This window comes from Streptomyces sp. NBC_00075 (assembly GCF_045041225.1).
GTDB classification, from domain to species: Bacteria; Actinomycetota; Actinomycetes; order Streptomycetales; family Streptomycetaceae; genus Streptomyces; species Streptomyces adonidis.
The window spans coordinates 11,679,964-11,704,984 of record NZ_CP108243.1 but is presented as its reverse complement, the minus strand read 5'-3'; the positions used below and the strand labels follow the sequence as shown (position 1 = coordinate 11,704,984).

The 25,021-nt window shown below is 66.2% G+C and carries 21 protein-coding genes; 1 reads left to right on the top strand and 20 read right to left on the bottom strand.

The features are described from left to right. Positions 1 to 64: 64 nt before the first annotated feature. The 17 genes from leuA to OG787_RS51425 all read right to left on the bottom strand — a co-directional run bounded on the left by leuA (position 65) and on the right by OG787_RS51425 (position 19,608). A complete protein-coding gene (leuA, locus tag OG787_RS51505; protein ID WP_405540812.1) occupies positions 65 to 1,753 on the bottom strand; it encodes a 2-isopropylmalate synthase in 1,689 nt (562 codons plus the stop codon). A gap of 762 nt (positions 1,754 to 2,515) precedes the next feature. Next, a complete protein-coding gene (locus tag OG787_RS51500; RefSeq protein ID WP_405540368.1) occupies positions 2,516 to 3,784 on the bottom strand; it encodes an ATP-grasp domain-containing protein in 1,269 nt (422 codons plus the stop codon). 19 nt (positions 3,785 to 3,803) lie between these two features. Continuing rightward, positions 3,804 to 5,696: an ABC transporter ATP-binding protein gene (locus OG787_RS51495; RefSeq protein ID WP_405540367.1), complete on the bottom strand. Its 1,893-nt coding sequence runs from the start codon at positions 5,694 to 5,696 to the stop codon at positions 3,804 to 3,806. Continuing rightward, positions 5,696 to 7,576 (bottom strand): ABC transporter ATP-binding protein, encoded by a 1,881-nt coding sequence (locus OG787_RS51490; protein WP_405540366.1) that lies wholly within the window; start codon positions 7,574 to 7,576, stop codon positions 5,696 to 5,698. The genes OG787_RS51495 and OG787_RS51490 overlap by 1 nt, the downstream gene beginning before the upstream one ends. Further along, positions 7,569 to 8,486, bottom strand: a complete 918-nt coding sequence (thpD, locus tag OG787_RS51485) for an ectoine hydroxylase (RefSeq protein ID WP_405540365.1) — start codon at positions 8,484 to 8,486, stop codon at positions 7,569 to 7,571. The genes OG787_RS51490 and thpD overlap by 8 nt, the downstream gene beginning before the upstream one ends. Next, positions 8,486 to 8,905 (bottom strand): ectoine synthase, encoded by a 420-nt coding sequence (locus OG787_RS51480; protein ID WP_405540364.1) that lies wholly within the window; start codon positions 8,903 to 8,905, stop codon positions 8,486 to 8,488. Before OG787_RS51480 ends, thpD begins: the two co-directional genes overlap by 1 nt. Further along, entirely contained in the window at positions 8,902 to 10,191 is a 1,290-nt protein-coding gene (gene ectB, locus OG787_RS51475; protein WP_405540363.1) for a diaminobutyrate--2-oxoglutarate transaminase, read from the bottom strand. The genes OG787_RS51480 and ectB overlap by 4 nt, the downstream gene beginning before the upstream one ends. Before the next feature lie 13 nt (positions 10,192 to 10,204). Next, complete coding sequence (gene ectA / locus OG787_RS51470) at positions 10,205 to 10,711, bottom strand: diaminobutyrate acetyltransferase (RefSeq protein WP_405540362.1); 507 nt, start codon at positions 10,709 to 10,711, stop codon at positions 10,205 to 10,207. A 25-nt stretch (positions 10,712 to 10,736) separates the two neighbouring features. After that, positions 10,737 to 12,116, bottom strand: coding sequence for a glutamine synthetase family protein (locus OG787_RS51465; RefSeq protein WP_405540361.1), 1,380 nt, complete (start codon positions 12,114 to 12,116; stop codon positions 10,737 to 10,739). Next, positions 12,107 to 12,913 (bottom strand): hypothetical protein, encoded by an 807-nt coding sequence (locus OG787_RS51460; RefSeq protein ID WP_405540360.1) that lies wholly within the window; start codon positions 12,911 to 12,913, stop codon positions 12,107 to 12,109. The genes OG787_RS51465 and OG787_RS51460 overlap by 10 nt, the downstream gene beginning before the upstream one ends. After that, positions 12,913 to 13,632: a class II glutamine amidotransferase gene (locus OG787_RS51455; protein ID WP_405540359.1), complete on the bottom strand. Its 720-nt coding sequence runs from the start codon at positions 13,630 to 13,632 to the stop codon at positions 12,913 to 12,915. Before OG787_RS51455 ends, OG787_RS51460 begins: the two co-directional genes overlap by 1 nt. 25 nt (positions 13,633 to 13,657) lie before the next feature. Continuing rightward, positions 13,658 to 14,944: a DegT/DnrJ/EryC1/StrS family aminotransferase gene (locus OG787_RS51450; protein WP_405540358.1), complete on the bottom strand. Its 1,287-nt coding sequence runs from the start codon at positions 14,942 to 14,944 to the stop codon at positions 13,658 to 13,660. Next, entirely contained in the window at positions 14,941 to 15,741 is an 801-nt protein-coding gene (locus OG787_RS51445; RefSeq protein ID WP_405540357.1) for an SDR family NAD(P)-dependent oxidoreductase, read from the bottom strand. Before OG787_RS51445 ends, OG787_RS51450 begins: the two co-directional genes overlap by 4 nt. Then, a complete protein-coding gene (locus OG787_RS51440) occupies positions 15,738 to 16,475 on the bottom strand; it encodes a cupin domain-containing protein (protein ID WP_405540356.1) in 738 nt (245 codons plus the stop codon). The genes OG787_RS51445 and OG787_RS51440 overlap by 4 nt, the downstream gene beginning before the upstream one ends. A 12-nt stretch (positions 16,476 to 16,487) precedes the next feature. Beyond that, on the bottom strand, positions 16,488 to 17,636 hold the full coding sequence (locus OG787_RS51435) for a 2-deoxy-scyllo-inosose synthase (RefSeq protein ID WP_405540355.1): 1,149 nt from the start codon (positions 17,634 to 17,636) through the stop codon (positions 16,488 to 16,490). 71 nt (positions 17,637 to 17,707) lie between these two features. Further along, the gene (locus OG787_RS51430) at positions 17,708 to 18,475 is read right to left on the bottom strand and encodes a class I SAM-dependent methyltransferase (protein ID WP_405540354.1); all 768 of its coding nucleotides are present in this window, start codon (positions 18,473 to 18,475) and stop codon (positions 17,708 to 17,710) included. Between the two features lie 2 nt (positions 18,476 to 18,477). Further along, entirely contained in the window at positions 18,478 to 19,608 is a 1,131-nt protein-coding gene (locus OG787_RS51425) for an aromatic ring-hydroxylating dioxygenase subunit alpha (RefSeq protein ID WP_405540353.1), read from the bottom strand. Positions 19,609 to 19,876: 268 nt separating this feature from the next. On the opposite strand from OG787_RS51425, the gene OG787_RS51420 reads away from it, so the two are divergent. Next, on the top strand, positions 19,877 to 20,335 hold the full coding sequence (locus OG787_RS51420; RefSeq protein WP_405540352.1) for a hypothetical protein: 459 nt from the start codon (positions 19,877 to 19,879) through the stop codon (positions 20,333 to 20,335). Positions 20,336 to 20,383: 48 nt separating this feature from the next. On the opposite strand, the gene OG787_RS51415 is transcribed toward OG787_RS51420, so the two are convergent. The 3 genes from OG787_RS51415 to OG787_RS51405 all read right to left on the bottom strand — a co-directional run bounded on the left by OG787_RS51415 (position 20,384) and on the right by OG787_RS51405 (position 24,380). Beyond that, entirely contained in the window at positions 20,384 to 20,686 is a 303-nt protein-coding gene (locus tag OG787_RS51415) for a hypothetical protein (RefSeq protein ID WP_405540351.1), read from the bottom strand. 330 nt (positions 20,687 to 21,016) lie between these two features. After that, positions 21,017 to 21,973, bottom strand: a complete 957-nt coding sequence (locus OG787_RS51410; protein ID WP_405540350.1) for a ParB/RepB/Spo0J family partition protein — start codon at positions 21,971 to 21,973, stop codon at positions 21,017 to 21,019. Positions 21,974 to 23,588: 1,615 nt separating this feature from the next. Next, the gene (locus OG787_RS51405) at positions 23,589 to 24,380 is read right to left on the bottom strand and encodes a hypothetical protein (RefSeq protein WP_405540349.1); all 792 of its coding nucleotides are present in this window, start codon (positions 24,378 to 24,380) and stop codon (positions 23,589 to 23,591) included. Positions 24,381 to 25,021: the final 641 nt, after the last annotated feature.

Here is a 25,021-nt window from a genome sequence, read left to right as displayed (position 1 = left end):
GCTCCTCCTCCAGCGCGATCACGAAACACACCCTTTAAGTACTGTAATATGGCCAGGAATCCGGTTACTCGTTGAGGAGAAGGCGGTTGACTGCGCTCACGACGGCCCTCTGAGACGCGGCCGCCAGATTACTGTGAAGAGCTGCGCCCCAAGCGGACCGGCCGTCGTGGGAGATTTCCACATACGCGCCGACCTGGGCCCGACTGCCCGAGCCCAGCGCGTGTTGTGCGAAGGCGCGGACGGTGAAACCGGTCAATCCAGCCCTGGCAAGAGCATCCAGGAGCGCGTCGATGGGGCCAGTACCTTCTCCCCGGAGTTCGGTTGAGCGACCGTGGATGACTGCCCGCAACGCCAATCGGTGGGATCCTTCACTGTTGTCGGACGACGACAGTTGGTGCTCGTCCAGCTCGATCGGCGTATCAATGTCGAGATATGCCCGCCGGAAGCACTTCCAGATTCCCTCGGACGACATTTCTCCACCGTCAAAGTCGGTTATCTCCTGCACCATCTGGGAAAATTCGACCTGTAGCCCCCGCGGCAGATCTAGGTGGTATTCGGATTTGAGGATGTACGCGATCCCCCCTTTGCCCGACTGAGAATTAACCCGAATGATCGCTTCATAGTCGCGGCCGACATCCTTGGGGTCAAGGGGAAGATACGGTACCGCCCAGAGGAAGCGCGAGGCGTCGCCGCCTGACACGGCAGCCTTACGACTTCGCGCCTCCAACCCCTTTTTAATGGCGTCCTGATGAGACCCTGAGAACGCGCTGTAGACTAGCTCGCCCGCATAAGGGTGGCGAGCATGAACGGGCAGACCAGTGCAGTGCTCGATCGTCGCTGCTATCTCGGGAAGATCGGAGAAGTTGATCAACGGATCGATTCCCTGGCTGAAAAGATTCATACCCAACGCCACCAGATCGACGTTTCCGGTGCGCTCACCGTTGCCGAACAAGCAGCCTTCGATACGCTCGGCACCTGCCATGAAGGCTAGCTCGGCGGCGGCAACCGCCGTACCTCGGTCATTGTGCGGATGGATCGACAGAATCAGAGAATCACGACACGCAAGATTACGGTGCATCCATTCGATCTGGTCGGCATAGATATTCGGGGTCGACATCTCAACCGTGGCAGGGAGATTGACAATCATCTTGTACGCCGGACTGGGCTGCCAAACCTGCGTGACGGAATTGCAGATCTTCAATGCAAAGTCCAGTTCCGTGCCGGTGAACGACTCCGGCGTGTACTCAAGCTGAATGTGCGTACCGGGCAGCTCCTCTGCCAGCGCCGAACAGAGCTCGGTGGCCCGGACTGCCAGGTCAACGATCTGCCCACGGTTCATGCCGAAGACAACATCGCGTTGCAGGCAGGAGGTTGAGTTGTACAGGTGGACGATCGCGTGCCGCGCCCCACTCACCGCCTCGAAAGTGCGCCGGATCAGCTCCTCGCGAGCTGGTGTGATCACCTGGATGGCGACATCGTCCGGGATCAAGTCATCCTCGATCAGCAGCCGGACGAATTCGTAGTCCGTCTGACTGGCTGCTGGGAAGCCGACCTCGATCTCCTTGTATCCCATGCGCACCTGGCAGTCGAACAGCTTCCGCTTGCGCTGGCTATCCATGGGAATCGGCAACGCCTGGTTGCCGTCACGGAGGTCCACGGCACACCACTGCGGCGCCCTCGAGATCGTTCGAGACGGCCATGTTCGATCCTCGAGATTGACAGCAGGGTAAGGCTGGTATTTCCACACGGGCATACCGGAAGGGCGTTGCCGAGGCTGCTGGATTATAGGGCCGTATTTGGGCATCACTTCTCCAGCCGTCATGTCTTGGAGTGGTACACGAGTACACATGTGATTCGAGCAGACTTCTTTAGGGTCGGCCATGAAAGTTTCGATACAGTCATTTCCGTCACGACGTCGACTATCTGTCGATATCATCTCTCACGATAGGCGACATCCGGGTCTGGGGCAGATAATTATTCAAGTTATCCGACCCGCCGGGGACTCGTCGACCATACCTAAGTAAAGAAGCATTTCACGCTTCGCAAAGGAACGCTTCGCGCCTCACTCCCCGAGAGCATCGCCCTAGATGGCCAATTTCCCGGTTTGGACTGAACTGGGCAGGAGTACACCGCGCCGACATAGCCAGCCCCCACCCACATATCTTCAGAACTATCTCTCCGGCGAGTGCTGAATCACCCTGTGAACCTCCCTCCCCATCTGGGCGTTGGATTTCTGTCACGGCTCGGGTAGTTACTCACCCCAAACGGCGCCCGAAGTGACCCACCCTGACTCTGAACCCCATTGACGGCTGTTCGCTTGTCCTGGATTAAAAGTGTCGGGCAGGCCGTCGCCGCCTCCGGGATCACACGCACCAAACGAATGAGACGAAGGCGAGATCCAACAGCACTGGAATGTCAGGCGATAACTTGAAAGATTCACAAGGTCGCGACTATTACTTGTCGCAGATCTAGGACCCTGGACCGCAGCCAGTCCACGTTGTCGATAATTCGCACATCAGCTTCTCACCTGGTATACTCGATCAGCCAAGGTCCGGACCGAGACGCGGTCGCGGGCCATGTGTGCCTCGTCGTCAGCAACGGCAAAGACGCGCAGCACGCTGGTCATGAGGTCGACAGTTGGTCGGATCCTCATCCCTGGCTTGAGTCGGACGACGACGCTGTGCACGGTCTCCAGGGCCGTGATCGCATCGACTGTGTCCTGATCGACGGACTCAACGATGCCTTCCAGACTGGTCGGGATATGGTAAACGGCTGCCTCTCGCAGCTTCTTGTACCAGCGGCCGCCGTACACCCTCCGAAACTCAGCAGACTCAGTGTAGGCCGACACGATCAGGTCGGCCACGCTCGAACCCACTGCGGCGGTGTTGAAAGACGGCATCATCGCGCCGTTGACCCTTGCTCCGACCTCGACCAGGATCGGGCCGCGGGCGGTGATCATGATCTCGGCGTGCGCGGGTCCATTCCGGATGCCCAGGGCGTCGAGGACCCGTCCGAGATAGTCGATCATCCTGTCCATCCCCGGATCCCAGGGACCACGCAGGATGTCGCGGTCGTAGATCCGCCGGCCCGGACCGACCATGGATTTCTCGCACTCCCATATTCCGCAGACGAAGAATTCCCCTTCCGCGCCAACGACGTCCACATAGTATTCGGTCCCGTCTAGGAAGGACTGGACGAGCGCCTCAGTGTTGGGACTGCCGAACATGTCGCGCGCGCGAAGAACTTGCCGAGCTGCAGCAATCACCTCCTGTGTCGTGTGGCAAATGAACACGTTGTCCGAGGACGAGGAGGCCAAGGGCTTGACAACCGCTGGAAACCCGCCGGAGCGCTGGGCCCAAGCAGCGAGCTCCTGCGGATCGGCGCTCTTGAACTGCTCCGCGCACGGTATGCCGGCTGCCCGTAGAGTTTCGATCATCTGGTACTTGTCGCGGCGGGCTTGGGACTGCACCGAGCCGTTGGTCGGAACGCCGAGCCGCTCGCTGAGCAGGTCGGCAAGGATGACGCCCGGCTCCTGCCCAGCCAGAACCGCCAACGGCCGGTAGTGCGCGAGGCGTTCGACAGTCGCGTCGATGTCGGTCGTACCGGAGCACACGATGTTGTCCGCGTACTGGGACAGGTCGGGCGGGATCATCGTGGGCCGCAGCTCAGCGGAGCTCTGGACGTGGACCACCTCGAACCCGCGCTGTCGGAACGCGGTCGGAAGGAAGTTCGCGGACGAGTACCCGTCCACGATGACCGTTATAGGAGTGATGTCGGTAGACATGATGTTGTGTGGTTTCCTTTCAACTGTCGCTATCCAGCCAGAGCCGACGAGTCTTCCCCGACAAGCCCCGGCCCTCGGTGAAATCGGCCGGGGTGCAGTCCTCGATGACGCGGCCCTCGGCCAGCACCAGCACCCGGTCGGTGATCTGGATCGTCGACCGCCGGTGAGCGATGACCAGCGCCGTGCGCCCCCGCAGCACCCTGCGCATAGCGTCCTGCACGGCGCGCTCGCTCGGGATGTCGATGACCGACGTGGCCTCGTCCAGCACGATGACGGAAGGGTTCAACAGGAAGACACGGGCCAGGGCGATCAGTTGCCGCTGGCCGGCCGAGAAGCGGCTACCGCGTCCGCCGACATCGGTCTGGTAGCCGTCTTGGAGTGCCGAGATGAACCGATGGGCCCCGGTCGCCTGTGCAGCGCACCGGATCTCCTCTGGCGTGGCGTCGGGTCGCGCCAGTGCGATGTTCTCGGCGACAGTGCCGGAGAACAGGAAGTTCTCCTGCGGGACCATTACCACGCCGCTGCGTAGGTCGGCCGCCGAGACGGACCGGAGATCGATCCCGTCAAGGAGCACGCGGCCGTGGGTCGGATCGTGGAACCTCGCCAGCAGCTTGGCGAGCGTGGACTTCCCGCCGCCGGACGGCCCGATCAGGGCGACCGTCTGCCCGGCAGGGATGTCGAGCTCGAAGCCACGGAGCACCTCGCGACCGTCGCAATAGGCGAAGGCGACGTCCTCGTAGCTCACCCGGCGCCCGACGGAGAGCTCCGGAAGCGGAGGCAAAGAAGCGGGCCGAACTGGTTCGACCACGGTCGGCTCGATTGCCAGCAGCACGGCGATCTTCTCCAACGAGGCTGCCGCTGCCTGATAGGCGTCGAGGACGCCGCCGAGCCGGAGCGGCTTGTCGTAGAGATCCCGCAGATACAGCACCACGCCGGCATAGGTCCCCAGCTCCATCGTGCCGGACGCAACACGGTAGCCGCCCCACATCACCAGCCCCGCGACGGCGATGTTGGCGACCAGCCGTGACGAAGTGACGTAGCGCGCCATCTCCATCCCGGCCTGTCGGTTCTCCTTCCGGTGCCGCCGGTTGAGCATCGCGAACCGGTCCTCGTTGGCACGCTCGCGACAGAAGGCCTGGACAGTCCGAATGCCGGCGAACGTCTCGCTCATGTCGCCGGCCGCCGCTGCGGCCGCGGTCGAACGCCGCTGGTAGACCTGGAGCGAGCGCTTCCGGAACGACCGCATGGTCCAGTAGATGGGTGCCATCACGGCCAGGGAGGCCCAGCCGAGCCGCCAGTCGAGCACGAGCAGGACCGATGAGACGTAAACCAGGGACACCCCCGCGGTGACGATCTGTTCGATCCCGCTGTCAAAGAGCTCGCGGACGGCCTCGACGTCGCCGCTGGCCCGGGAGGCCAACTGACCGGCGGCATGGGCGTCGTGGAACTCCACGCTCTGCGCCTGAGTGTGGGCGAAGAGGCGCGCCCGGAGTTCGCTGAGCACGTTCTGCCCGACCGTGACGGACAACCGGATGAACATGTTCTGCAACAGGCCGGCAGCGGCCACGCAGGACCCGTAGGTGACGGCCACGATGAGGAGAGGCGCCGCGTCGTGGGCACGCAGCGCCGGAATCGCCTTGTTGATGGTGACAGCGACAAGCACCGGCCCGGCCAGCGCGGCCACCTGCTGGAGCAGGACGACCGCCACGGCCAGCCACAGGCGCCGGATGTCCGGCCCCAGCACTGAGCGCAGCAAGCGCCTGGACGCGCCCTTCGGCGCCGGTGCCTCCAAGGGGTCGACCGGTTCGCCGGCCGAGTCGGCCGGCGTCGCCGCGAGCGCGACCAGATCGTCAGCACTGACCGGGGAGTCATTGGACCGTGGCCATGCCGCCTTGGGCGTCGATGAGTGCATCAGGGCCCTTCCTGCGGGTTGGCCGCTGCTTCGATCGGTGTCATCAGTGCCGCGTACTTCGGGCTGGTCCGCAGCAGCTCCTCGTGCGTGCCGACGGCGACAACCTGGCCGCCGGCTAGGACCGCGACCCGGTCGGCCAGCAGTACCGTCGATGGCCGGTGCGCGATCACCAGGGCCGTTGTCGCGGCCAGCACCTCCCGCAGGGCGTCGTGGATCTGAGCCTCTGTGTATATGTCCAGCGCCGACAGCGGATCGTCGAGCACGACGACCCTGGGGCGGCGGACCATGACCCGTGCCAGCGCGATCCGCTGCCGCTGACCGCCAGACAACGACATCCCGTTCTCCCCGACCCGAGTGCGGCCGCCCTCCGGGAGCCCTCGTACGAACTCGTAGGCGTAAGCGGATCGCAGAGCGCTGTCGAGCTGCGCATCGTCGGCCTCGGCGCCCATGAGGACGTTGTCCATGAGGGTTCCGGAGAACAGGACCGGCTCGTCGAACGCGACGGCCACTTCGGAGCGCAGTTCGATGCGCGACATGGTGGCGATGTCAACGCCGTCGAGCGTGATGCGACCTTCGACGGGGTCATACAGCCGTGGCATCAGGGAAGCAAGCGTGGTCTTGCCGCTGCCGGTGGCCCCGACCACGGCCAACGTCTCACCGGGCGCGATACGTAGACTGACGTCACACAGTGTCGGCGGGTCGTCGGGGGCGGCGTCGGGATAGCGGAAGCCGACGCCGGCGAGGACGAGTTCGGCCGGGCCCTGGGTGACGGGGCGGTGGGGCATGTCAGATCCGGTATCGGTAGCCGTGTCAGTGGCGAGTCCGGCATCGGCGGCCACCCTGTCCGCCGCACCAATCTCGAGCCTCGAGTCAGCCATGGCCGGTTCGTCGAGCACCTCGAAGAACCGGTTCGCGGCCGCCGCCGCCTCATGGCATCCGGCCAGCATCGGCCCCGTCTGCTCGACCGCCGGTCCCAATACGGCCACGGTCCCCACGAACGCCAACAGCGTCCCGGTCGACAGGTGCCCGTGCGCGGCCTGGACCGCGCCTAGGACCAGGGCGCATGCTGTCGCGAGCCCCGGCAGCGCAGTGATGAGTGCCGAGATGCCGCCGAGCAGGCGTGCTTTGTGCAACTCGGCCTCGCGCAGCCCCCCCACCTGGTCGCGGAACCGAGCAACCCGATCCTCGCTCCGGCGGAAGCCTTTGACGACCCGGATGCCCGTCACCGATTCCAGGACCGCCGTGGTCAGGTCACCTGACAGATCCTGTGCCCGGCGGGCGGCGTCTGCGTAGTCGGACTCGAACCTGTAGGAAAGGATGATCAGCAGGGGGATCGGTGCCAGCATGATGACAGCGAGCAGCCACTGCTGGGAGATCAGGATCGCTGCGCCAATGCCGAGTGTGGCCGTGTAGACCGGGAGGAATGTCAGCGGCCCGGCTACGAACATGTGGATGATCTGGAGGTCCGTGGTTCCCCTGGACAGCAGCTGTCCGCTGGTCCAGCCGTCGTGGAACGCGACCGGCAGCCGTTGTGCGTGCCGATGGAAGTCGGCACGCATCGCCGCTTCAATGTCGGCCAGCGGTGTGGCCATCAGCCACCGCCGGATGCCGAAAATCGAAGCCTCGGCAGCTCCCAGGAGCAGCAGTGCCAGGCCGCCGAGGGCCACCTCCGACGGCTTGCGGTGCGCCACCGGCCCGTCGACGATCCATTTGAGGACCTGGGGCATCGCCAGCGGGAGGATGGAGGCCAGCGCTGCGAGCGCCGTCGCTGTCCGTAGCTGCCAGCGGTGTGGTCGCACGTACGGCCGCAGTCGCTTCAGCGACCGCACCGTCAGCTTTCTGGCGGCGGGCTGGATCGGAGTCAATGCCCGTTCAGTCATGCGCTGCGGCGTGCCGACGGGCGCGGACAGGGGTGAAGTCGCGCGAGGCAATGAATTCCGGCCGACGGGCGGCAGAGCAAAACGGCTCCACGAGGCTGTTCTCCATACTGTTGTAGACAATGAACACGTTGCGCCGCGGGTACGGGGTGATGTTGTCGCTGGAGCCGTGCATGCAGTTGCTGTCGAAGACAGTCGCAGCCCCGGCGCGGCCGGTGACCTGGCTGATGCCGAACCGCTCGGCCAGCCCAGCCAGCGCCGACGCCGAAGGCGTGCCGATCTCCTGGCGTCGCAGCGACGACCGGAAGTGCTCCGGTGGCGTTTCCCCTTCGCAGCCGACGAATGTCCGGTGCGAGCCGGGAATGATCATCAGTGGGCCGTTAACCTCGAGATTGTTGGTCAGTGCGATCGAGAAGCTGAGCGCTCGCGGAGCGGGCATCCCGTCCTCCGCGTGCCAGGTCTCGAAGTCCGAGTGCCAGTAGAACCCGGCAGCCCCGAAGCCGGGCTTGAGGTTGATCCGGCTCTGGTGGATGTAGACCTCCGAGCCGAGGATCTGGCGCGCGCGCTCGAGCAGCCGCGGATCCGCGGCTAGGTCGGCGAAGACTGGGCTCACCGCGTGCACCTCGAAGATCGAGCGCAGCTCGCCGCCGGTCGGCTCGACGACTGCGCGTTCGTCGGCCAGCATCGCGGCGTCGGTGCACAGGCGGTCAGCCTCGGCCCGGTAGCGCTCCACCTCGTCGTCATTGAACAGGTCCCCGAACACCAGGAAGCCGTCGCGGTCGTAGGCCGCCAGAGCGTCCGAGTCGAGCGGGCCGGATCCCCACTTCGTCCAGACCACCGGCTCGCGGCGCGGTGACTCCGCAGCCACGGCTAGGCGGGTTGGGTACCGGTCGGCCGGATTCGCCCCGCCCATCACCGCGCGGTCCCGGTCTCTTGTGCGTTAGCGTGGAGCAGGGGGTAGACGCCGTGCTCGTCGTGGACCTCTCGGCCAGTCACCGGTGGGTTGAATACACACACCAGGTGCAGGTCAGTGATCGGTCGCATGGTGTGGCGTTCGTGATTGTCCAGCAGATAGAGGGTGCCGGGCTCGATCTGGTAGGTCTGTCCGGTCTCCTCGTCGGTCAGCACCCCGGTGCCGAGCACACAGTAGACAGCCTCGACATGGTTGGCGTACCACATGGTGGTCACGGTGCCCGCGTACATGATCGTGTGGTGCATCGAGAAGCCGACCCGTTCCTTTGCCAGAATGATCCGGCGGCTGCGCCACGTCCCGGTCTCGGCGGTGACGTCTCGCTCGGTCCCGGTCACCTCGTCGAGTGTGCACACGATCATCGGACGCCCCCTTCCTTCTCCGCCCGGGCCGCTGGCAGAGTGCCAATCGCATCTGCCAGGATGCCCAGCCCTTTCTTCAGCTCCGCGACGCTGATCGTCAGCGGCGGCGAAAGCTTGACGACCTCGTCCGCCGGCCCCACCGACTCCACGAGCAGCCCTGCAGTGAACGCGCGGGCACAGACCTCGGCGGCCATCCATGGTTCGGCGAACTCGATGCCCCAAATCAGGCCCCGGCCCCGGCAGTCGGTGACCGATCCGACGGCGGTTCGCAACTCCTTGAGGAAGTCCTCGACCACGCGGCCCCTGGCGGTCGTCTCCGCGGCCAGCGTGCCGTCGGCCCAAAGCTCGAGCGCCGCGGTCGCGGTCACGAAGGCAGGGTTCGGCCCTCGAAAGGTTCCGTTGTGCTCGCCCGGACTCCACACGTCGAGCTCCGGGCTGAACAGGGTGAGCGCCAGCGGAAGGCCGTACCCGCTGATCGACTTGGACAGCGTCACGATGTCCGGGAAGATGCCGGCCTCTTCGAAGCTGAAGAAGGCACCTGTGCGGCCGCACCCGACCTGGATATCGTCCACGATGAGCAGGACGTCGTATGCACGGCACAGTGCGCTGACTGAGCAGAGCCATTCCGGCCCGGCGACGTTGACGCCGCCGTCGGCCTGGACGGTCTCCATGATCACGGCCGCGGGGCGGGTGAACCCGGTGCCCCGTTCGGCCAGTGTCGCCTCCAGCCAATGCAGTCCGGCGTCGTCCGAGCCCAGGTAACCGTCGAAGGGCATGACGATCTGCCCCCCGATTACTGTGCCCGCGCTCGCCCGCCGACCGGTGTTCCCGGCGAGCGCGAGCGCACCGAGCGTCACTCCGTGGAAAGCGTTGGTGAAACTGACGATGTTCTCCCGCCCGGTTGCCTTGCGCGCCAGCTTGAGTGCGGCCTCCACCGCATTCGCCCCGGCCGGCCCCGGGAACTGCACCCGGTAATGCAGCCCGCGTGGCTTCAGGATCGTGCTCTGGAAGCCGGCGAGGAAGTCGCGCTTGGCCACGCTGAACATGTCGAGCGTGTGGCTGACCCCGTCGCGCTCCAGGTAGCCCACCAGCGCCGCCTTGAGGGCCGGGTGGTTGTGCCCGTAGTTCAGGGCCCCGGCCCCGGCGAAGAAGTCGAGGTAGGCGTTGCCCTCCTCATCGTAAATCCAGCTGCCCTGCGCCCGGTCGAAGACAACCGGCCACGCGCGGCAGTAACTGCGGACTTCGGATTCCAAGTCCTCGAACACATTCATTTCGTTGTGCTCCATCGGTGGCATGCGATCACCCGGACCGGTTGATGCCGATGTGGAAGAGCTCTTCAGCATCGTGGTTGTCCGGGAAGTGACCTGGCTCGAACAGCGTGCGGCGCTCAACGAAAGCGCCATGCCGGCGAGCGAACGAACCGAACAGCGCGGCTGAGGCCGAGTTGTCGGGAGTCACGCTCGCCTCCACGGCGGTGACCTGCGGCCAGCCGCACTCCAGGAGCTCGTCGAGCATCCGAGTGCCCAGGCCGTGCCCACGGTGTGCGGTCGCGACCGCGACCTGCCAGATGAACAGGGTGCCGGGCACGGTGGGCCGCCGGAAGCCCGCGATGAAACCCAGCAGCCGCCCTCTGCCGTCGCGGGCCACGATCGAGGTGTCGGCGAAGTCCCGGCACCAAAGAAGGTAGAAGTAGGAGGAGTTGGGGTCCAGGCCACCGGACTCCCCGACGAGCTGCCACATCCCGGCCGCGTCGGCTGGGTCGGGCCTGTCCAAGCGCACCGTGACGGCGGCTAACGTTTTATCCATGTGCGTCCTCCCCGTTCTCGCACGCTCAGTAGCGCACCGCGTGTGTGTGGAAATCGAGTTCTTCACCGAGGGCCTTCATGTCGCGTACGTCGGCGCGTTTGATGGTCGGATAGAGTGCGCGGCGCGCGGGTCCTAGCACGGACATCAGCAGGTCGTCGGCCTCCAGCGCTGCCACGGCTTCCTCAAGAGACTGCGGCAGCCGGACAGCCCCGGCACGCACGAGCTCCTCCGCCGAAAGCTCGTTGGGATCGGCGGTCAGTTCCGGACCGGGTTCCCACCCGTGCCGGACGCCGTCCATCCCCGCATGGATGAGCGCGCCGAGCGCCAGGTACGGGTTCGCCGTCGAATCGCAGGCCTTGAACTCGATGTTGGTCGACGCCGCCTCGCGTCCGGCGAGCCGGCTGGGAACGCGGATTGCGGTCTCCCGGTTGTCGGGTCCGTAGGCGCCGTATGCGCCCGCCCACATACGCGGCTTGAGCCGGTGATAGCTGTTGACGCTCGCGCATGTCAGGGCCGTGAGACCGGGTAGGTGCCGCAGCAGGCCTGCGATGAATGCGCGGGCTAGATCCGACAGGCCGAGCGGGTCGCGGTCGTCGGCGAAGAGGTTGACCGCTGTGGAGCCCGCTTCGGGCCGGCTCCACAGCGACACGTGCAGGTGGTTGCCGTTGCCGCGCGCCTCCGGAGTCGGCACCGGTGCGAACGTCGCCCACAGCCCCCGGCGCCGAGCCAGACCGCGGGTGATCAGCCGCTGCGCCACATAAGCGTCCGCTGCGCGCAAGGCCGGCGCGGGTGGGAGCGTCAGCTCGTGCTGGCCGGGCCCGAATTCCGGGTGGCAGGTCTCGACGCCGAGGCCCTGCGCCTCCAACGCGCGGATGAGCTCCAGGGTGAAGTCGGCTGTCGCGTCGAAGCCCTCGTTATCGAAGCACAGGCTGTCGTCGGCAGGTTCGAGTCGACCGGGTACCGGTTGTGTGCGGCACAGGGTGAACTCTGGCTCGAATCCCGCGACGACGTCGTACTCGGCCACCGAGGCCAGCGCTTCCTTCAGGAACGTCCGGGGGCACGCATCCCACGGGGCGCCGTCGGTGGTAACGAGGTCGCAGAGCATCGCAGCCGAACCCGGCGCGTGCGGCAGCCGTACCAGGGTCTCCGGCGCCGGGCGCAGCCGCACCTCGCCCACCGCGTTGAAGCCCGGCACCATCTGGCCCAGGTCCGATAAACCGGTGGCCTGCCGGGCCACGGCCAGGCCGACGCCAGAGACCAACCGCGGCTCCAGCGCACGCAGCGTCACCGCCTTGCCCCGAGTGATCGAGTCGTGGTCCACCCAAAGGAAGCGGATCAGTTCGATCCCCTCCTCAGCCAGGCGCGTGGCCGTGGGCTCGACGGCTCGCTCCGCCGCTATACCCACGCTATTGCCTGGTCCGGCGCTGAGTCCCGGAACCCGAAGAAGAAGCCCATCGTCACCCGCTCGCGGCCGGCGACCCGCTCGATCGCGTGGTACTGCGTCGGGTTGAAGAGGTAGACGTCGCCGGTCTCGGGCTTGAAACGGAGGGAGTCGACACCGCTGACCACAGCGGTGTCGTACCCGAAGCCGTCTGGGATCTTGTAGCGCTCGTCTTCGGGTTCCCATGTCTTGCGGTAGAGCTCCAGGTGGCCACCTGCGTCGCATTCCTGGACGCACATCACGCAGCTGTAGTGCGAAGTCAGGGTCCTGAGGGTGAGCACGTCCCCGGCCATGTCCCGCATGATGTTGTCGTTGTGGAGCGGTGTCTCGACGTCGTCGGCGTAAATCCGGATGTTGTGGTCGGCGTAACGGGCCCCGTCCGGTTGAACAGCAGGATCGAAGCTGGCCAGGCCGAGGACACCGGCGAGCCGTTCGCGGGTGCGCCGGGCCAGGTCGATCCCGGCCTCGGCAGTCGTGGCGGCTGCCTGGGCAGCGTCGGCGAAGTAGGCAGCCCGGTCCCCGGCGAACCTCGCGAGGTATGGGCCGACGGTGGTGAGCTGGCCATTGGGGTAGGACGTGGTCACGGCCCGGTCGAAGAGCCTGAGGATTCGGTCCCGGTTGCGGGCGAAGTCGGCGTCCGGGATCAGCCCTTTGAGCACGACGATCGCGTGCTTACCGGAGGCCAGGCCCGGCATCAGGGTTGCATCCGGCGCGCTGGCGGGATCGGTGCAGGGGCGGTGTTCGGCGATGGCCCAGGACATCAGATGATCTCCCTCGGCGGAAACGGAAGGGTTAGCACGCGACCAGGCGCCAGCGCCCGCCACAGCGGCGGCTCGGCAAGCGCCGGCACCCGCTCGGAGGAGACAACGTGAACCTTGGGGGTGACGAACTCGTGGAGCGTGAAGAACCGCGGGGTCGGCGTTTCGCCCGGGCTCCAGTGCACGATGCTCGCCCCGCGTCGGTGCACCGCGATCGCGTTGCCGGATGTCGAGCCGCCCGGCGGCACCGCCCTCAGTTGTTCGAGGACGACTTCCTCGCCAAGCGCCGCCGTGCCAGGCGGGATCAGGTAGTCGAAGTACTCCGCCGAGTCGAACTCGGAGTGCTCCATGCCAAGCAGCCGGTGCACTGTGGGCATGTAGCCGTTGTGCATGAAGTACCAGTCGTCGGCCGCGCGGGTCAGCGGGTGCGTGAACCGAAGCCCCTGCTTCTCTGGCAACGTCGCGTTGCGCACGTGGATGGCGAGGAAATCCGTCTTGAGGTCCGTCAGCGGACTGTCCGGGACACCCTGCCAGGCCGGCCGCACGTCGCGATGGCAGCCTAGCTCCCCGGTCCTCCCGTCCCGCCACACCACGCCCCAGCCGTGGGCGTGGCAGACGGTGGCGTTGTCATGGTCGGCGGACTCGCCGCGGCTCATGGTGACCGCTGCGGCGAGGATGTCGGCGACGTCGAAGGATCCTGACGCAAGGATCATCCGGCACATGTTCCTCCTCCTTCCCGTGAGTCGTTCATCGAGCGGCTAGCTCCGCGCCGTGGACAAGCACCTTCGCGAAGGCCGCGGCGATGTCCCGGACGTCTTCCTCGTCGCCCAGCAGTGCGGCGTGGTGCAGGGAGACGGTCCGTCTTACTGCGGCTTCCGCCACCGGAAGGGCTCGTCCGGGCCCTGACACGCGCGCGAGGTGGTCCTCGCTGATGGCGAACCGGCGGCGCGAGGCAGGGTCGTAGAGCTGGCTGGCGTACAGCGGCGGATAGATCGGGCGGACGGCGAATCGCAGCTCGGCGGTGAGGGCGTCGGCGACGGCCAGCGGGCCCGCAGTGACCAGCGGTCCCGGCGGCATCCCCACCGTGTAGTTGAAATACACGCGCTGCGTCGTCCCCGGTGTGGTCGCCTGGGGGAACAAGTCCAGCTCCCCGAGTAGCTTGTTGAGCAGCAGTGCGTTGCGGCGCCGGATCGCGTTCCACTCGTCTAGTTCCCCGAGCTGAACGGTGAGCAGCGCCGACTGGAACTCCGACAGGCATCGGTTGCTGCCCATCAGCTCTCCGGTTTCGACCAGTTCCGCCGCGCCGACCGCCGTCGGGACCGCCAGCCTGCAGCGGCCGTCCGCCCGCAGGTGCTCGACTCGCCGGGCCAAGGCGTCGTCGCTGGTCACCACGGCCCCGCCCTCGCCGCTGGTGAGCAGCTTGGTGTGGTGCATGCTGAACGTTCCGGCGGCCCCGAAGCCGCCCACGTGACGGTCCTGGAATCGTGCGCCGTGAGCCTGGGCGCAGTCCTCAATCAGTGCCACGCCATGCCGGTTCGCGATGGCCCTGAGCGCCTCGACGTCCGCGACCGCCGAATAAAGGTGCACGACCACAATCGCCCGGGTCGCCCCGGTGATCGCCGCCTCCGCCGCGGCGGGATCCAGGCATAACGTGTCGGGATCGACGTCCACAAACACCGGGACCGCGTTAACGCCCAGCACGGTCGAGGCCGAAGCGATCCACGAGACTGCCGGCACGATGACCTCGTCCCCGGCGCCGATCCCGCAGGCCTCCAACGCCGTCATCAGCGCGGCGGTGCCGCTGGCGGTGGGGATGCACCGCCGCACACCCACGTACTCGGCGAACCGGGCCGCAAAGCGCTGCTCGTAGGTCTGTCGGCCGTCGTAGGGACTGGCGATCGACCACCGGCCGGACTCCAGTACCTCGCCCAGGATGTGCGCGGCTCCGGCGGCGGCGCGCGGCCAGCGCGGCCAGGGACGGTCACCCCGGACCGGGGCGCCGCCGACGACCGCCAGGACCGAGCCGCCGGTCACAGCAGTCCCCGGATGCTGCCGCCGTCGACGCCCCACACGCTGCCGGTGACGTACGAGGCGGCGTCGGAGGCCAGGAAGGCGATGACGTTGGAGACCTCAACCGGCTCGCCCATGCGGCCCAGCGGCAGCTGGCGCTTGCTCATCTCGAACTCCACGGCGGCCTTCGCGTCGCGTCCGTGGAACTCGCCTAACGTCTCGGCGAAACCGCCGGGCCGGATCCACAGCGGCGTCCACACCGGCCCCGGCGCGACCGCGTTGACCCGGATCGCCGGGCCCTCGGACAGCGCCAGCGACTTGGTGAGGCTGATCAGTGCGACCTTTGCGACCTGATAGTCGGCCGGGCCGACCTCGGGTTGCCGGGCCATGTCCGAGGCGTTGGTGACCACGCAGCCCTGGCCGCGCTCCCGCATCCCGGGCAGGAGCAGCCGGGCCGCGCGGACCGCGCTCAGGAAGTTGATCTCGAAGGTCTGCTGCCAATCGGCGTCGGTCAGCTCATCGAAGGACCGGGCCCGGCACTGGCCGACATTGTTGACCAGCACGTCCACCATGCCCTCGAAGCTCTCGAGCACCGCGCCGACGCCTTCAGCCACGCCCTGGGCCGTGGCCAAGTCGACGGTCGCGGTCACCACCTCGGTGGTGCTGGCTAGCTCCTTGGCGGCATCGGCCAGCTGGTCACCGTCGATGTCGAGCAGCCCCAGCCGGGCCCCTTCAGCGGCAAAGACGCGGGCGGTCTCCGCACCGATCCCGCTCGCGGCGCCGGTGATCAGCACTGTGCGTCCGGACAGTCCGAGATTCACCGGGCCCCGACCTCGACCACGATCAGCCGGAGCGGATCGGCCGTGCCAGCCGCCGCCACGGCGACCCTGTGCCCTGGTGGAACCGCCAGCGACAGCCCCGCGTTGCCCGCAAACTCGTCGCCGTCCACGGTAATCACGGCATCGCCACCGAGCACGTGCAGCACCGCGCTGCCGTGCTCGGCGATGCCCAGGCCCTCGACCCGGCACCCAGCCGACACTTCCAGTAGTTGGAACTGCCGCCAGTCGCCAGTGAAATGCGGCGTGAGGTCGACTACCGCGCCCCGTCCAACGGGCCGGTCGGCCAGCAGATCCGGGAGATGGATGGAGGCCGGTGCGGCCGCCGGCCCGGTGTTGGGGAACACCTCGGTGACGAAGAACGCCATGTCCTCGTCGCCGTGGTTGGCGATTGAGTGCGAGGACCCGATTGGTGTGGTGATCAGATCGCCGGGCCGCGCATCAATCCGGACGCCGTCCATCGTGACGACAGCGTGGCCGGAGATGATGTAGTAGATCTCCTCGGTGCGCATGTGGACGTGCTCGCCCACGGACGCGCCCGGCTCGATCACCACGAACTCGACGCAGTTCCACTCGCCTTCCAGATGCATCCCGTTCATCAGCATTTTCCAGCGGCAGACGCCCTCGCCCCCGACCTGACAGCGAGTATGTGCCAGGCCCAAGGTGTCATTGTGGATCAAGCCGAAGGGGCGGCGCTCGCCCCGGACGATGGTCGCCATGGCCACTCCCGGTCAGTGCGGTTCGGAAAGGATCGAAGCAATGCCAGCCCGGACGATCTCCTCATCGACCTGCGTGATCAGGCTGCCGTCGCTGATCCGCGGTCGGCCAAGGCCGTCGAGCAGGATGAAGTCGCAGGTGCTGGCCCGGCGGGGCACATACCCGCGCTTGTTGTCCAGCCGGACCAGCCCGAGAACGTCCTCTGCCGCGACGCCGATGGCCGCGGTCGGCGCGCCATTGCGGTCGAGCAGCTCGCGGTGCGCCGCCTCGTCCGAGCTGTCCAGGCCGCCCAGCTCTCGCGACATCCGCGCGGCTGCGAGCATGCCGAGGCCGATCGCGAACCCATGGTGGGTAGCGCCGTCGGACTGAAGCTCGATCGCGTGGCCGACAGTATGCCCGTACTCAAGGATCAGCGCGCTCTGCTTCTCCCGGTGGTCCTCGGCCATGACCGCGGTCTTGGCGTCGATGCAGAGATTGATGACCGAGGCTAGGTTGGCGTTCGGATAGCGGGCGTCGGTCCGCAGCAGGCGGGCCAGATCGTCATAACGCTCAGGGACGATCGCGAGGACGTTCTTCACCGTCTCACACAGCGCCGAGCGGATCTCCTCCGGCGCCAGCGTCTCCAGGAAGTCCAGATGGTTCCAGACGAGCACTGGCGGATGGAAGAGCCCGATATGGTTCTTGCCCTGCTGCGAGTTGACACCCTGCTTCAGCGACAGCGTGGAGTCCGACATCGCCAGCAAGGTGGTGGGCAGGTGCACCAGGCGGATGCCACGGAATAACAGGCCGGCCAATAGCCCGGCGACGTTGCCGACCAGCCCCCCGCCAAGCCCGACGACGATCGACTGCCGGGTGGCGCCTGTGCGGATCGTCTGCTCGGCCAGCCAGTCAACTGTCGCGAGCGTCTTCGCTCGCTCCGTCGCGTCCGCCGTGAGGACGACCGTTGGTGCGATGCTCGAAAGATGGGCCTTGGCCTCGGCGACGAGGTGTTCCGGCAGCCCGGAGTCGGCGACGACGACGAACCGGTCCGCGTCGAGCATGGTCAGGGTTCTGCGCAATTCGGTCCACGACGAGCGTCCGGCCCGTATGTGGAATGGGTAGCTGATCTCGCCGAACTGGACCTCCCGGTCGACGGTGATCGCGTCTCCGAGCCGTGTTTCCATCCCGATGTACTCCTTCTTCGTCCCGGGAACCGACTTTGGTCGGTGCTGGCCCCGGTGGGGCGGCTCGGTCGTCATTCCGCGGAAGGCTCCCGCGTGCCGAGGATGAAGGCGAACCGGTCGGTGAACGTAAGCTCATCGTCTGTGTAAAGGTCCTTGATCTCGGCCAGCCCGCGCGCGAGTTCAGCGTCGGTGAAGCTCGACAGCACCGACATCCAGCGGTTGGCGACCAGGCTCTGCCACTCGTCCCGTGCGATAGAAACCTCGTACTGCGCATAGGTCACATCAACCCCCAGCCCGGCCGCCCGCAGTGTTGCCGCTATGTCATGTGGCTCGGGCTGCCACTCGGCGAACCGGTCGTACGCGGCCGGAAACAGGGGATACCCAGTCTTGGGCGGTAGCGTCACGATCAGGAGCCGGCCGCCTTCGGCCAGTCGGCCGGCCAGTCCGGCCAACGTGGTACTGAGCTCTGAGAAGTGGTGCACAGCCTCCTTGACCGTGATCACATCGAGCCTGTCGTACGGAATTGGCACCGAGCCCGCCGCGAACTGCTCAGCAGTGGCGTGCACCGCGAGCAGGCGGGCGTCCTGCGGGAGCCCTGTCAACATCGCCGCCGACGGGTCAACCGCGAGCACCGGCGTCGCTGCGCTCACACTGGGGAGCAGGTGCCGGAGGAACAGCCCGGTCCCCGAGCCGAGGTCTGCGATCCGTTCACCGGGCCGGATCGCGAGCAGCGCGGAGACGTGCTCAGACATCCAGTCCACGTATTCGGGCCGGTGGTTCCAGATCGCGTCGTAGTTCTCGGCGAGGTGCTCGTAGTGCTCGCTGACATGGTTCGCCATGTTCAGGCCTCCGTTGGGTGTGCAGTGCGCGCCATGGCGCTGTCCACCCAGTCGTGGAACTGGCCGATGAGGTGTTCGTGCGGCGAGTACGCCTGCTCGAAGCGGCTGGATCGGGTGCCACGCTGAACGAGTTCGATGACCTCGAAGTCCTGCCGATTAGTTACGTCGAAGAGAGTCACTGCGTCAGCCGGGTCGAAGTCCGGCTTCGCGACGGCGTCGGGGTGGAAGAGCCACTCGGCGACGACCCGCGTGTGGTCCGGTGCAAGCGGCTCCATGCGCATGCACAATGCGTGGTCCGGCGCGAAGTTGAGGCTGACCGACGGCCAGAGCAGCACCCCGTAGAACATGCGCTCGTCCACGGGGTCGAGGCCCGGCAGCGGATCGGCAGTCGCGTGGCCGGACAGCGAGAACCCGGCTCTGCCCGGGGCGAGCTCGGCACCCTGCCCGGTGGGTCCGCTCACGGTGCCGTAGCCGGTGCGGAACTGGGGCACTGCCGCGCACAGTTCGGGATGCATCGTCGGACAGTGGTAGCACTCGCAGAAGTTCTCGAAGATGAGCTTCCAGTTCGCTGCCACGTCGTAGACGACGGTGTGTTCCACCACCAGGTCGTCTGCGGCGTACTTCGAGAGGATATCGTCGCCGCCGAAGCGGGCCTCCAGTAGCGGTTCCATCTGCGTTTCGAGCGGCGTGGCGTCTGGGTCCAAGTTGACCCAAATGTAGCCAAGCCATTCCTCCACAGAGGCCGTATAGAGGTCTCGGCCCTCACGCGCCCCCGGCGGCAGTTCATCAATGTAGGGGGCCGCAACCAGCCGGCCGTCCAGGTCGTACGTCCATCCGTGGTAGGGACAGCGGATGGACCTTCCGAAGTCTCCAGCCTCCTCGGCGCACAGCAGCGAACCGCGATGCCGGCAGAGATTCAGTAGGGCCCGGACCTCGCCGTCCTGCTTCCGCACAAGGAGGACACTCTCTCCGGCCACATCGACGTTGAGGAAGTTCCCAGGGCCAGGCAATCGCGCTGCGCGGGCGACACAGATCCATGTCGACTTGAATATCCGAGTTTGCTCTAACTGGAAGACTTCAAAGCTCCGGTAATGCGGGCTCGGCCATTGCGAAACGATGACAAACCTCCCCATGCATGTTGTCGAGCGCGAAGGTTGAAGCAACGCACATAAGCAACGTGCCACTTCCATGCAGTGGCCAACATAGCGGCCTCCCAGTATTCGCTCAAGGCTGCCGACCCATGTCACGTCCATTTTGGAAAATCTTGAATAGTCGTGGATAGTTTTTGCACTCCCACGGAACGGTTCGGTCCTGACTGAATCGGACAGCGGCACCTGTTGCGCCGCGTGCACAGCGATGGCACTCTCGTCGCACGTATCCCCCAGTCGAACGGAGACACGAATGAACGACTTCGATTTTCTGGTAGGCACTTGGGACGTCATCAACCGCTGGCGGAGGGATTTCATCGACGAATCGGCGGAATGGATGGAAGAATTCCCCTCCGTCCTCACCTCGACCAGCCATCTGGAAAACCGTGCCAACTTCAGCGAATGCATTTACCCCACGCGCGGATTCAGTGCCATCACACTCCGGTTCTACGACCCGAAGACCGAACTCTGGTCGGACTACTGGGCATCCCAGCGCCACCCCGGGGTGATCGCCGCCCCGGTCGTCGGGCGTATCGAGGACGGCCGCGGCGAATTTCACGGCGCCGATGTGCAGGACGGCGTCCCGGTGAAGGTCCGCTTCATCTGGTCGGACATCACCGCGAATTCCGCGGAGTGGGAGCAAGCCATGTCTGTCGACGCCGGGAAAACGTGGATCACCAACTGGACTTCGTCACTGCGGCGCCACAGCTGACACGCTCACGGTCGGCGATCTGGCCGCGCGTCAGTCCCGCGCCCACGGTCACGGCAGTAGCCATGACGCCACGCCACCCTCCTCCGTGCGACTCCAGCGGCTGCGGCTGGCCTTCAGCGCAGCCGCGCCCGCTGATGGCGTCTTCAGATCGACATCGAGCTCACCGGCCGGATCGGGCACGGCGGCGCAGGCCTGCGATGCGCGCCGTCGGCAACGAGCCCCCTCGAGCTTCTTCTGGGCATGAAGCCGCACCTGGTGTGCACACCGGCCGGGCTGCCCATCACCTGGACTCTGGCCGCCCCAAAGGCCGACGAACCACAGATCCTGGCCGCCCTCATCGAGGGCGGCCACACCTGGCCCCATCCCGGGCTGCTCATACCGGGAGACAGGGGCTACATCGCCGCCGGATTCGAACAGTGGCTGCGTCACCCAGCACCCACACCACATGCACGATCGACAACACCCCAAACACCAAGCCCAGGGCCAGGGCCAGCAGCGGGAAGTGGATGCACACTCAATCCGGTCAGCGGCCAGGTGCCGGCCCTCATCCAGGAGAGCAGTCCGGCCTCCCCACTCGCTCACCACGTCGCGAGCATGCGTCCGAACTCAGCCAGACCTCGCCCCGTCCAGCGGCCTGGCTGGATGATCCGGCGCAGACCCGCGACATCGATGTCACTGCGTTCACGTGTCACCAGTGGCCTCTTGGTCACCCTGCGACGCAACACGTTGAGCAAAGTCGACCCATGTCTGAGCACACTCCCAGGCAAGGTCAGCGACGGACTCCATACGGTGCGGTGGCACGTGCTCGATGAGCCGGTCCCAATCCTCCATCCGTCCCAGGTGCAGATCCAACAGACGCAGTAAGAAGCGCCCCGCCTCCGTCATCCGCAGCGAGGGGTCCTGACGTAACAGCTCCATTGTGGTGCGACGTTGCATGGGCCTGGCAGGACGAGAGCGCATGGCACCCTGGCCCTGTAGAGGGGTTGACCCAAGGGAGCGTGCTGACGGTTGGGAAGCATTGACCGAGATCGCAGGCTCCGAGGAGATGCCTGAGGCTGCTGGTACAGAGGCAGTACTAGTCTCGTACACGTTGTCACTGGCAGGTAGCCGGCGCACACGACCATCACGACCAACGCGAGCCGTCAACTGAGGAAATTCCTCAGTTGACGGCCCCCGAATCGCGCCCACCGTCTTGGGCGAGAGGCCAACCAGGCTTGCGATACGGCGATCGGACCACCCTGTACGGCTTCGCAGGATGCGGTGTGCTGCGGCCTTGCGGTCAGCCAACGTCAGCGGGAGGCCGTGGGCGCTGTTTGCCTGGACTGCCTTGACGAACGCTTCCTCGGGGTCTCCGTCGAAGAACTGGACCTGTATGGTCTCATGCCCCCGCAACTTCGCTGCCGCGAGCCGGTGCATCCCGTCGATAACGCGCATGGTGCCGCGATGCACCAGTATCGGCGGGAGCAACTCCTCAGACTCGATCAGCACATAAACATGGTCCTTACTCGTACCCTTCAGTCGCAGCACCTCTCCATCAAGAAGCAGCGCGACAGACACCGTTTCCATTTCAGCCCTTGATGCGGCCGACTCCGGCATAGAATCATTTGGCGAAGATATTACGAACTCTTCGTTCGCCATAACCCCTCCCTCGACAATTCGGACCTTTGGCGCACTTGGCTCCCCTTCCGAGTCGGCGAGGAATCGGCGAACACCGCAAGCTGCGACAATGTGAGGCACTTGCTCATTTGACATTAGCGACTCGACAACAGCAGTCAAGGCACCCCAGGCGCACTCCGAAAATTTAACGAATTCGAAATGCAAAGAATTCTTCAAACTCAATCCAATTCTTTATTTATAATTTACCCCGAAGCTTCACGATATCTTCACTCCTCTTTCATTGCCGACAACGATTTGGGATTGGAGGCATTCGTGAGTCGACTACTGATGGCGCGGAGGCAACGGGCCGTTTCGCTCCGAGAGGGCGGTTTGTGAGGTTTCAGCTCAGTGGTCGTCCGCGAGCTGGGTCACCTGCGGGAAACCGGCCGGCTGCCTTGGGAGTGGATCACCGACGGCACCCGCATGGTCCGGAAGGAGACCCAGTACGACTCTCTCGACGACGCCCTGGAACGGGCAACGGAGAGCTACCGGCCCAACCTGTGGGCCTCGCAGAGCCGCCGCGTCGAGGTCTGGTGCGAGACCCAGGTTCTGTATCCAGTGACTGTTGTTGCTCGGCGTCGTTGTCGTTCCCGTGGGGGAGAACCGTGCTCGAAGTTGGCAGGTACACCGGTATGACGTCGGCCGGTCCTTCGACGGGCTCGATGAGTTGCTGCCCGGCGTCGTACCGGATCTGGCGGCACGGGCCCGGACCTTGGGTGTACGGGACGGGCAGCGGTTCCTGATCGGGCGGTGTGCCAGGGCCGATAGACCCGGTGGTGCCCAGACCGCATCCGGGATTCACCTAGGCGACCGCGCGGCGGGTGGTGCGGTCCCCGCCCCTGAAGCCCATCGCAGTGATCCGCCGGTGCACGATGTCCGCGCGTATCCGCCCCTTCACCGGCGAAGTGCACGCGTACTTCAACATTCGCACACCGGGCAACCTCCAGCCGCTCTGGTCGGAGAAGCTGAGCTGGGCACGCACCAGGAGTAGCCGGCGCCAACCTGAACCTTGTCCTGTTCGCCGACGTCGACAACGACGACAAAGCCGACTACGTCGTCATCTACGACGGCGGGGCGATCCGCGCCTGGCTCAACCGCGGCGGCAACATCCCCACCGCCTCCCGGACCGGTGACCGAACCGGCAGACCCCCCCAGGGCCCCAGCCCCAGCCCGTAGAAGCGGACGGTGGGCGCGGCTCAGCCTGAAGGCAGGCGAGTACCGCCAGGGATCCGGCGGTTGTCGTCCTCGGACGGTTCGAGGCCGAGCTTGGTGAAGGTCGGGGGTTTCGACGAGACCGTCGGTGTAAGGACGTGGGTGCCATGCGCTCCTGGGTAATCCGGGGAGGCCGAGACGGTGCTGGAACGGCGGGTGATCGCCCGGACAGAGCGTCCGGCCCGGTGTGGGACGTCGCCGGGGATCATGCCGGATGAACGGCCCACCGACACCCCCTGTGCGGGAGCCTGCCGACGCACGGTCCGGTCGGCACGCCCCGATCCTGGGGCGTTCGCGCCGCGCATTGCGCCCTGACCTCACCCTCCTCCTCCAGCCGGGACACGAGGAAAAGCGGCCGCAGCAGGGAGGACAGCCGAACGAGAACTCAGTCGTCGTTTCTGGTGTTCTCGCTCGGCAGGAACGTCTGGCGTGCCCAGAGGCTCAGCAGTGCCGATCCGCCGACCAGCAGCGGCACCGGGTCCCGGGCAGGCGGAGTCAGCACGTATCCCAGCACCGTGGCCGTGCAGACCGTCAGGGGAATGAACGCCGCCGCGCCCTCCATCCCCCATCGCAGCGCGGGCCGAGCGGCGCCCAGGGCGCTCGCCCCGCCGGGCACCCAAGGGCCGACAGCGACCACCAACAGGCCCGCGGTAGCGCAGGCGTCGGCCAGCTGACAGGACATCACCTCAGGGCTGTGCGGGCCGACCGTCCACAGTCGCAGGGTGTCGCCGACCAGCATGAGCAACAGCCCGACGATCCCGACCCACAAGGTGACTCTCCGGTCACTCCGTACGAGACGGCGCAGGGCGAACAGAAAACTGAGGAACACGACCTCCGCGGCCCACAGGACACCGATCATCCCCGTCCCCAGCCGCCAGCCGTCACCGGCCCCCCGCAGCAGTACCCATCCCGTCATGAACACGACCCCGGTTGTGACGACCCCGTCGAGCACACGCCGCAGCAGCACGTGCCGGCCTGTACCGGCATCGGCCGCGACCACCAGACCGGCCATCCCCAGGCCGACTGTCAGCGTCACCCCGGTGACCACCACGGAACCCAGCAACGATCGCGCGTCCCGTCCCGAGCCCGGAGGCTGGGCCGACAACACGGTGACCGCTCCCCGGTACACACCACCGGCTACCGCGGAACCCCCCAACAGCAGCAGACGCGTCCGCACCCGTCCGCTCGTTCCCCTCGCGCGGAGCATCAGAGAGGCCGCCAACCCCCAGCAACCGATGGACGGCCCGAAAGCCACCATCCGCGCCGCCCCGCTACCGGCGCCCCACCACCCGCCGAACATCAGCAGTGTTCCCGCGAGACATGCCACGCCGACCGCGCCCCAGGTCCGTGCCCAGGTCCGATGACAGCGACCCGCCCGGAGTCCGAGCACATCCGGCGACTTTCCCAACCCCGACATCAGGTGCGCCTTCCCACCAGTCCCCCGCCCGCAGGGCCTCACCCGCAGCCCCCGGATCCATTCAGAAACCGTAGAAGACCTGGCACCGGCCCCGAACGGAACCATCGGTTCATTCACCCGTGCTGCGTAAAGGAGAAGAGATCACCGGCCTCGGCTCTGCCCGGCCATCACCACCGCGAGCACCGGACATCTGGCAGTACGCCCCTGACGCCCGCAGCAAGCGCACTGACCGTCAGTCGGGGGATCGAGTTCCTGGAACCGTTTCGGCTGTCTGCCGCGGAGTCCCGCCGTCCTCGACCACGCAGCGGGCGGACGGCCGCTATCGGCCAGGGGCTCATCCCCGTGAGCCAAACCAGGACAGCAGAAATATGCTCAAAAGATAGCAAGGTGGAATAATTTCC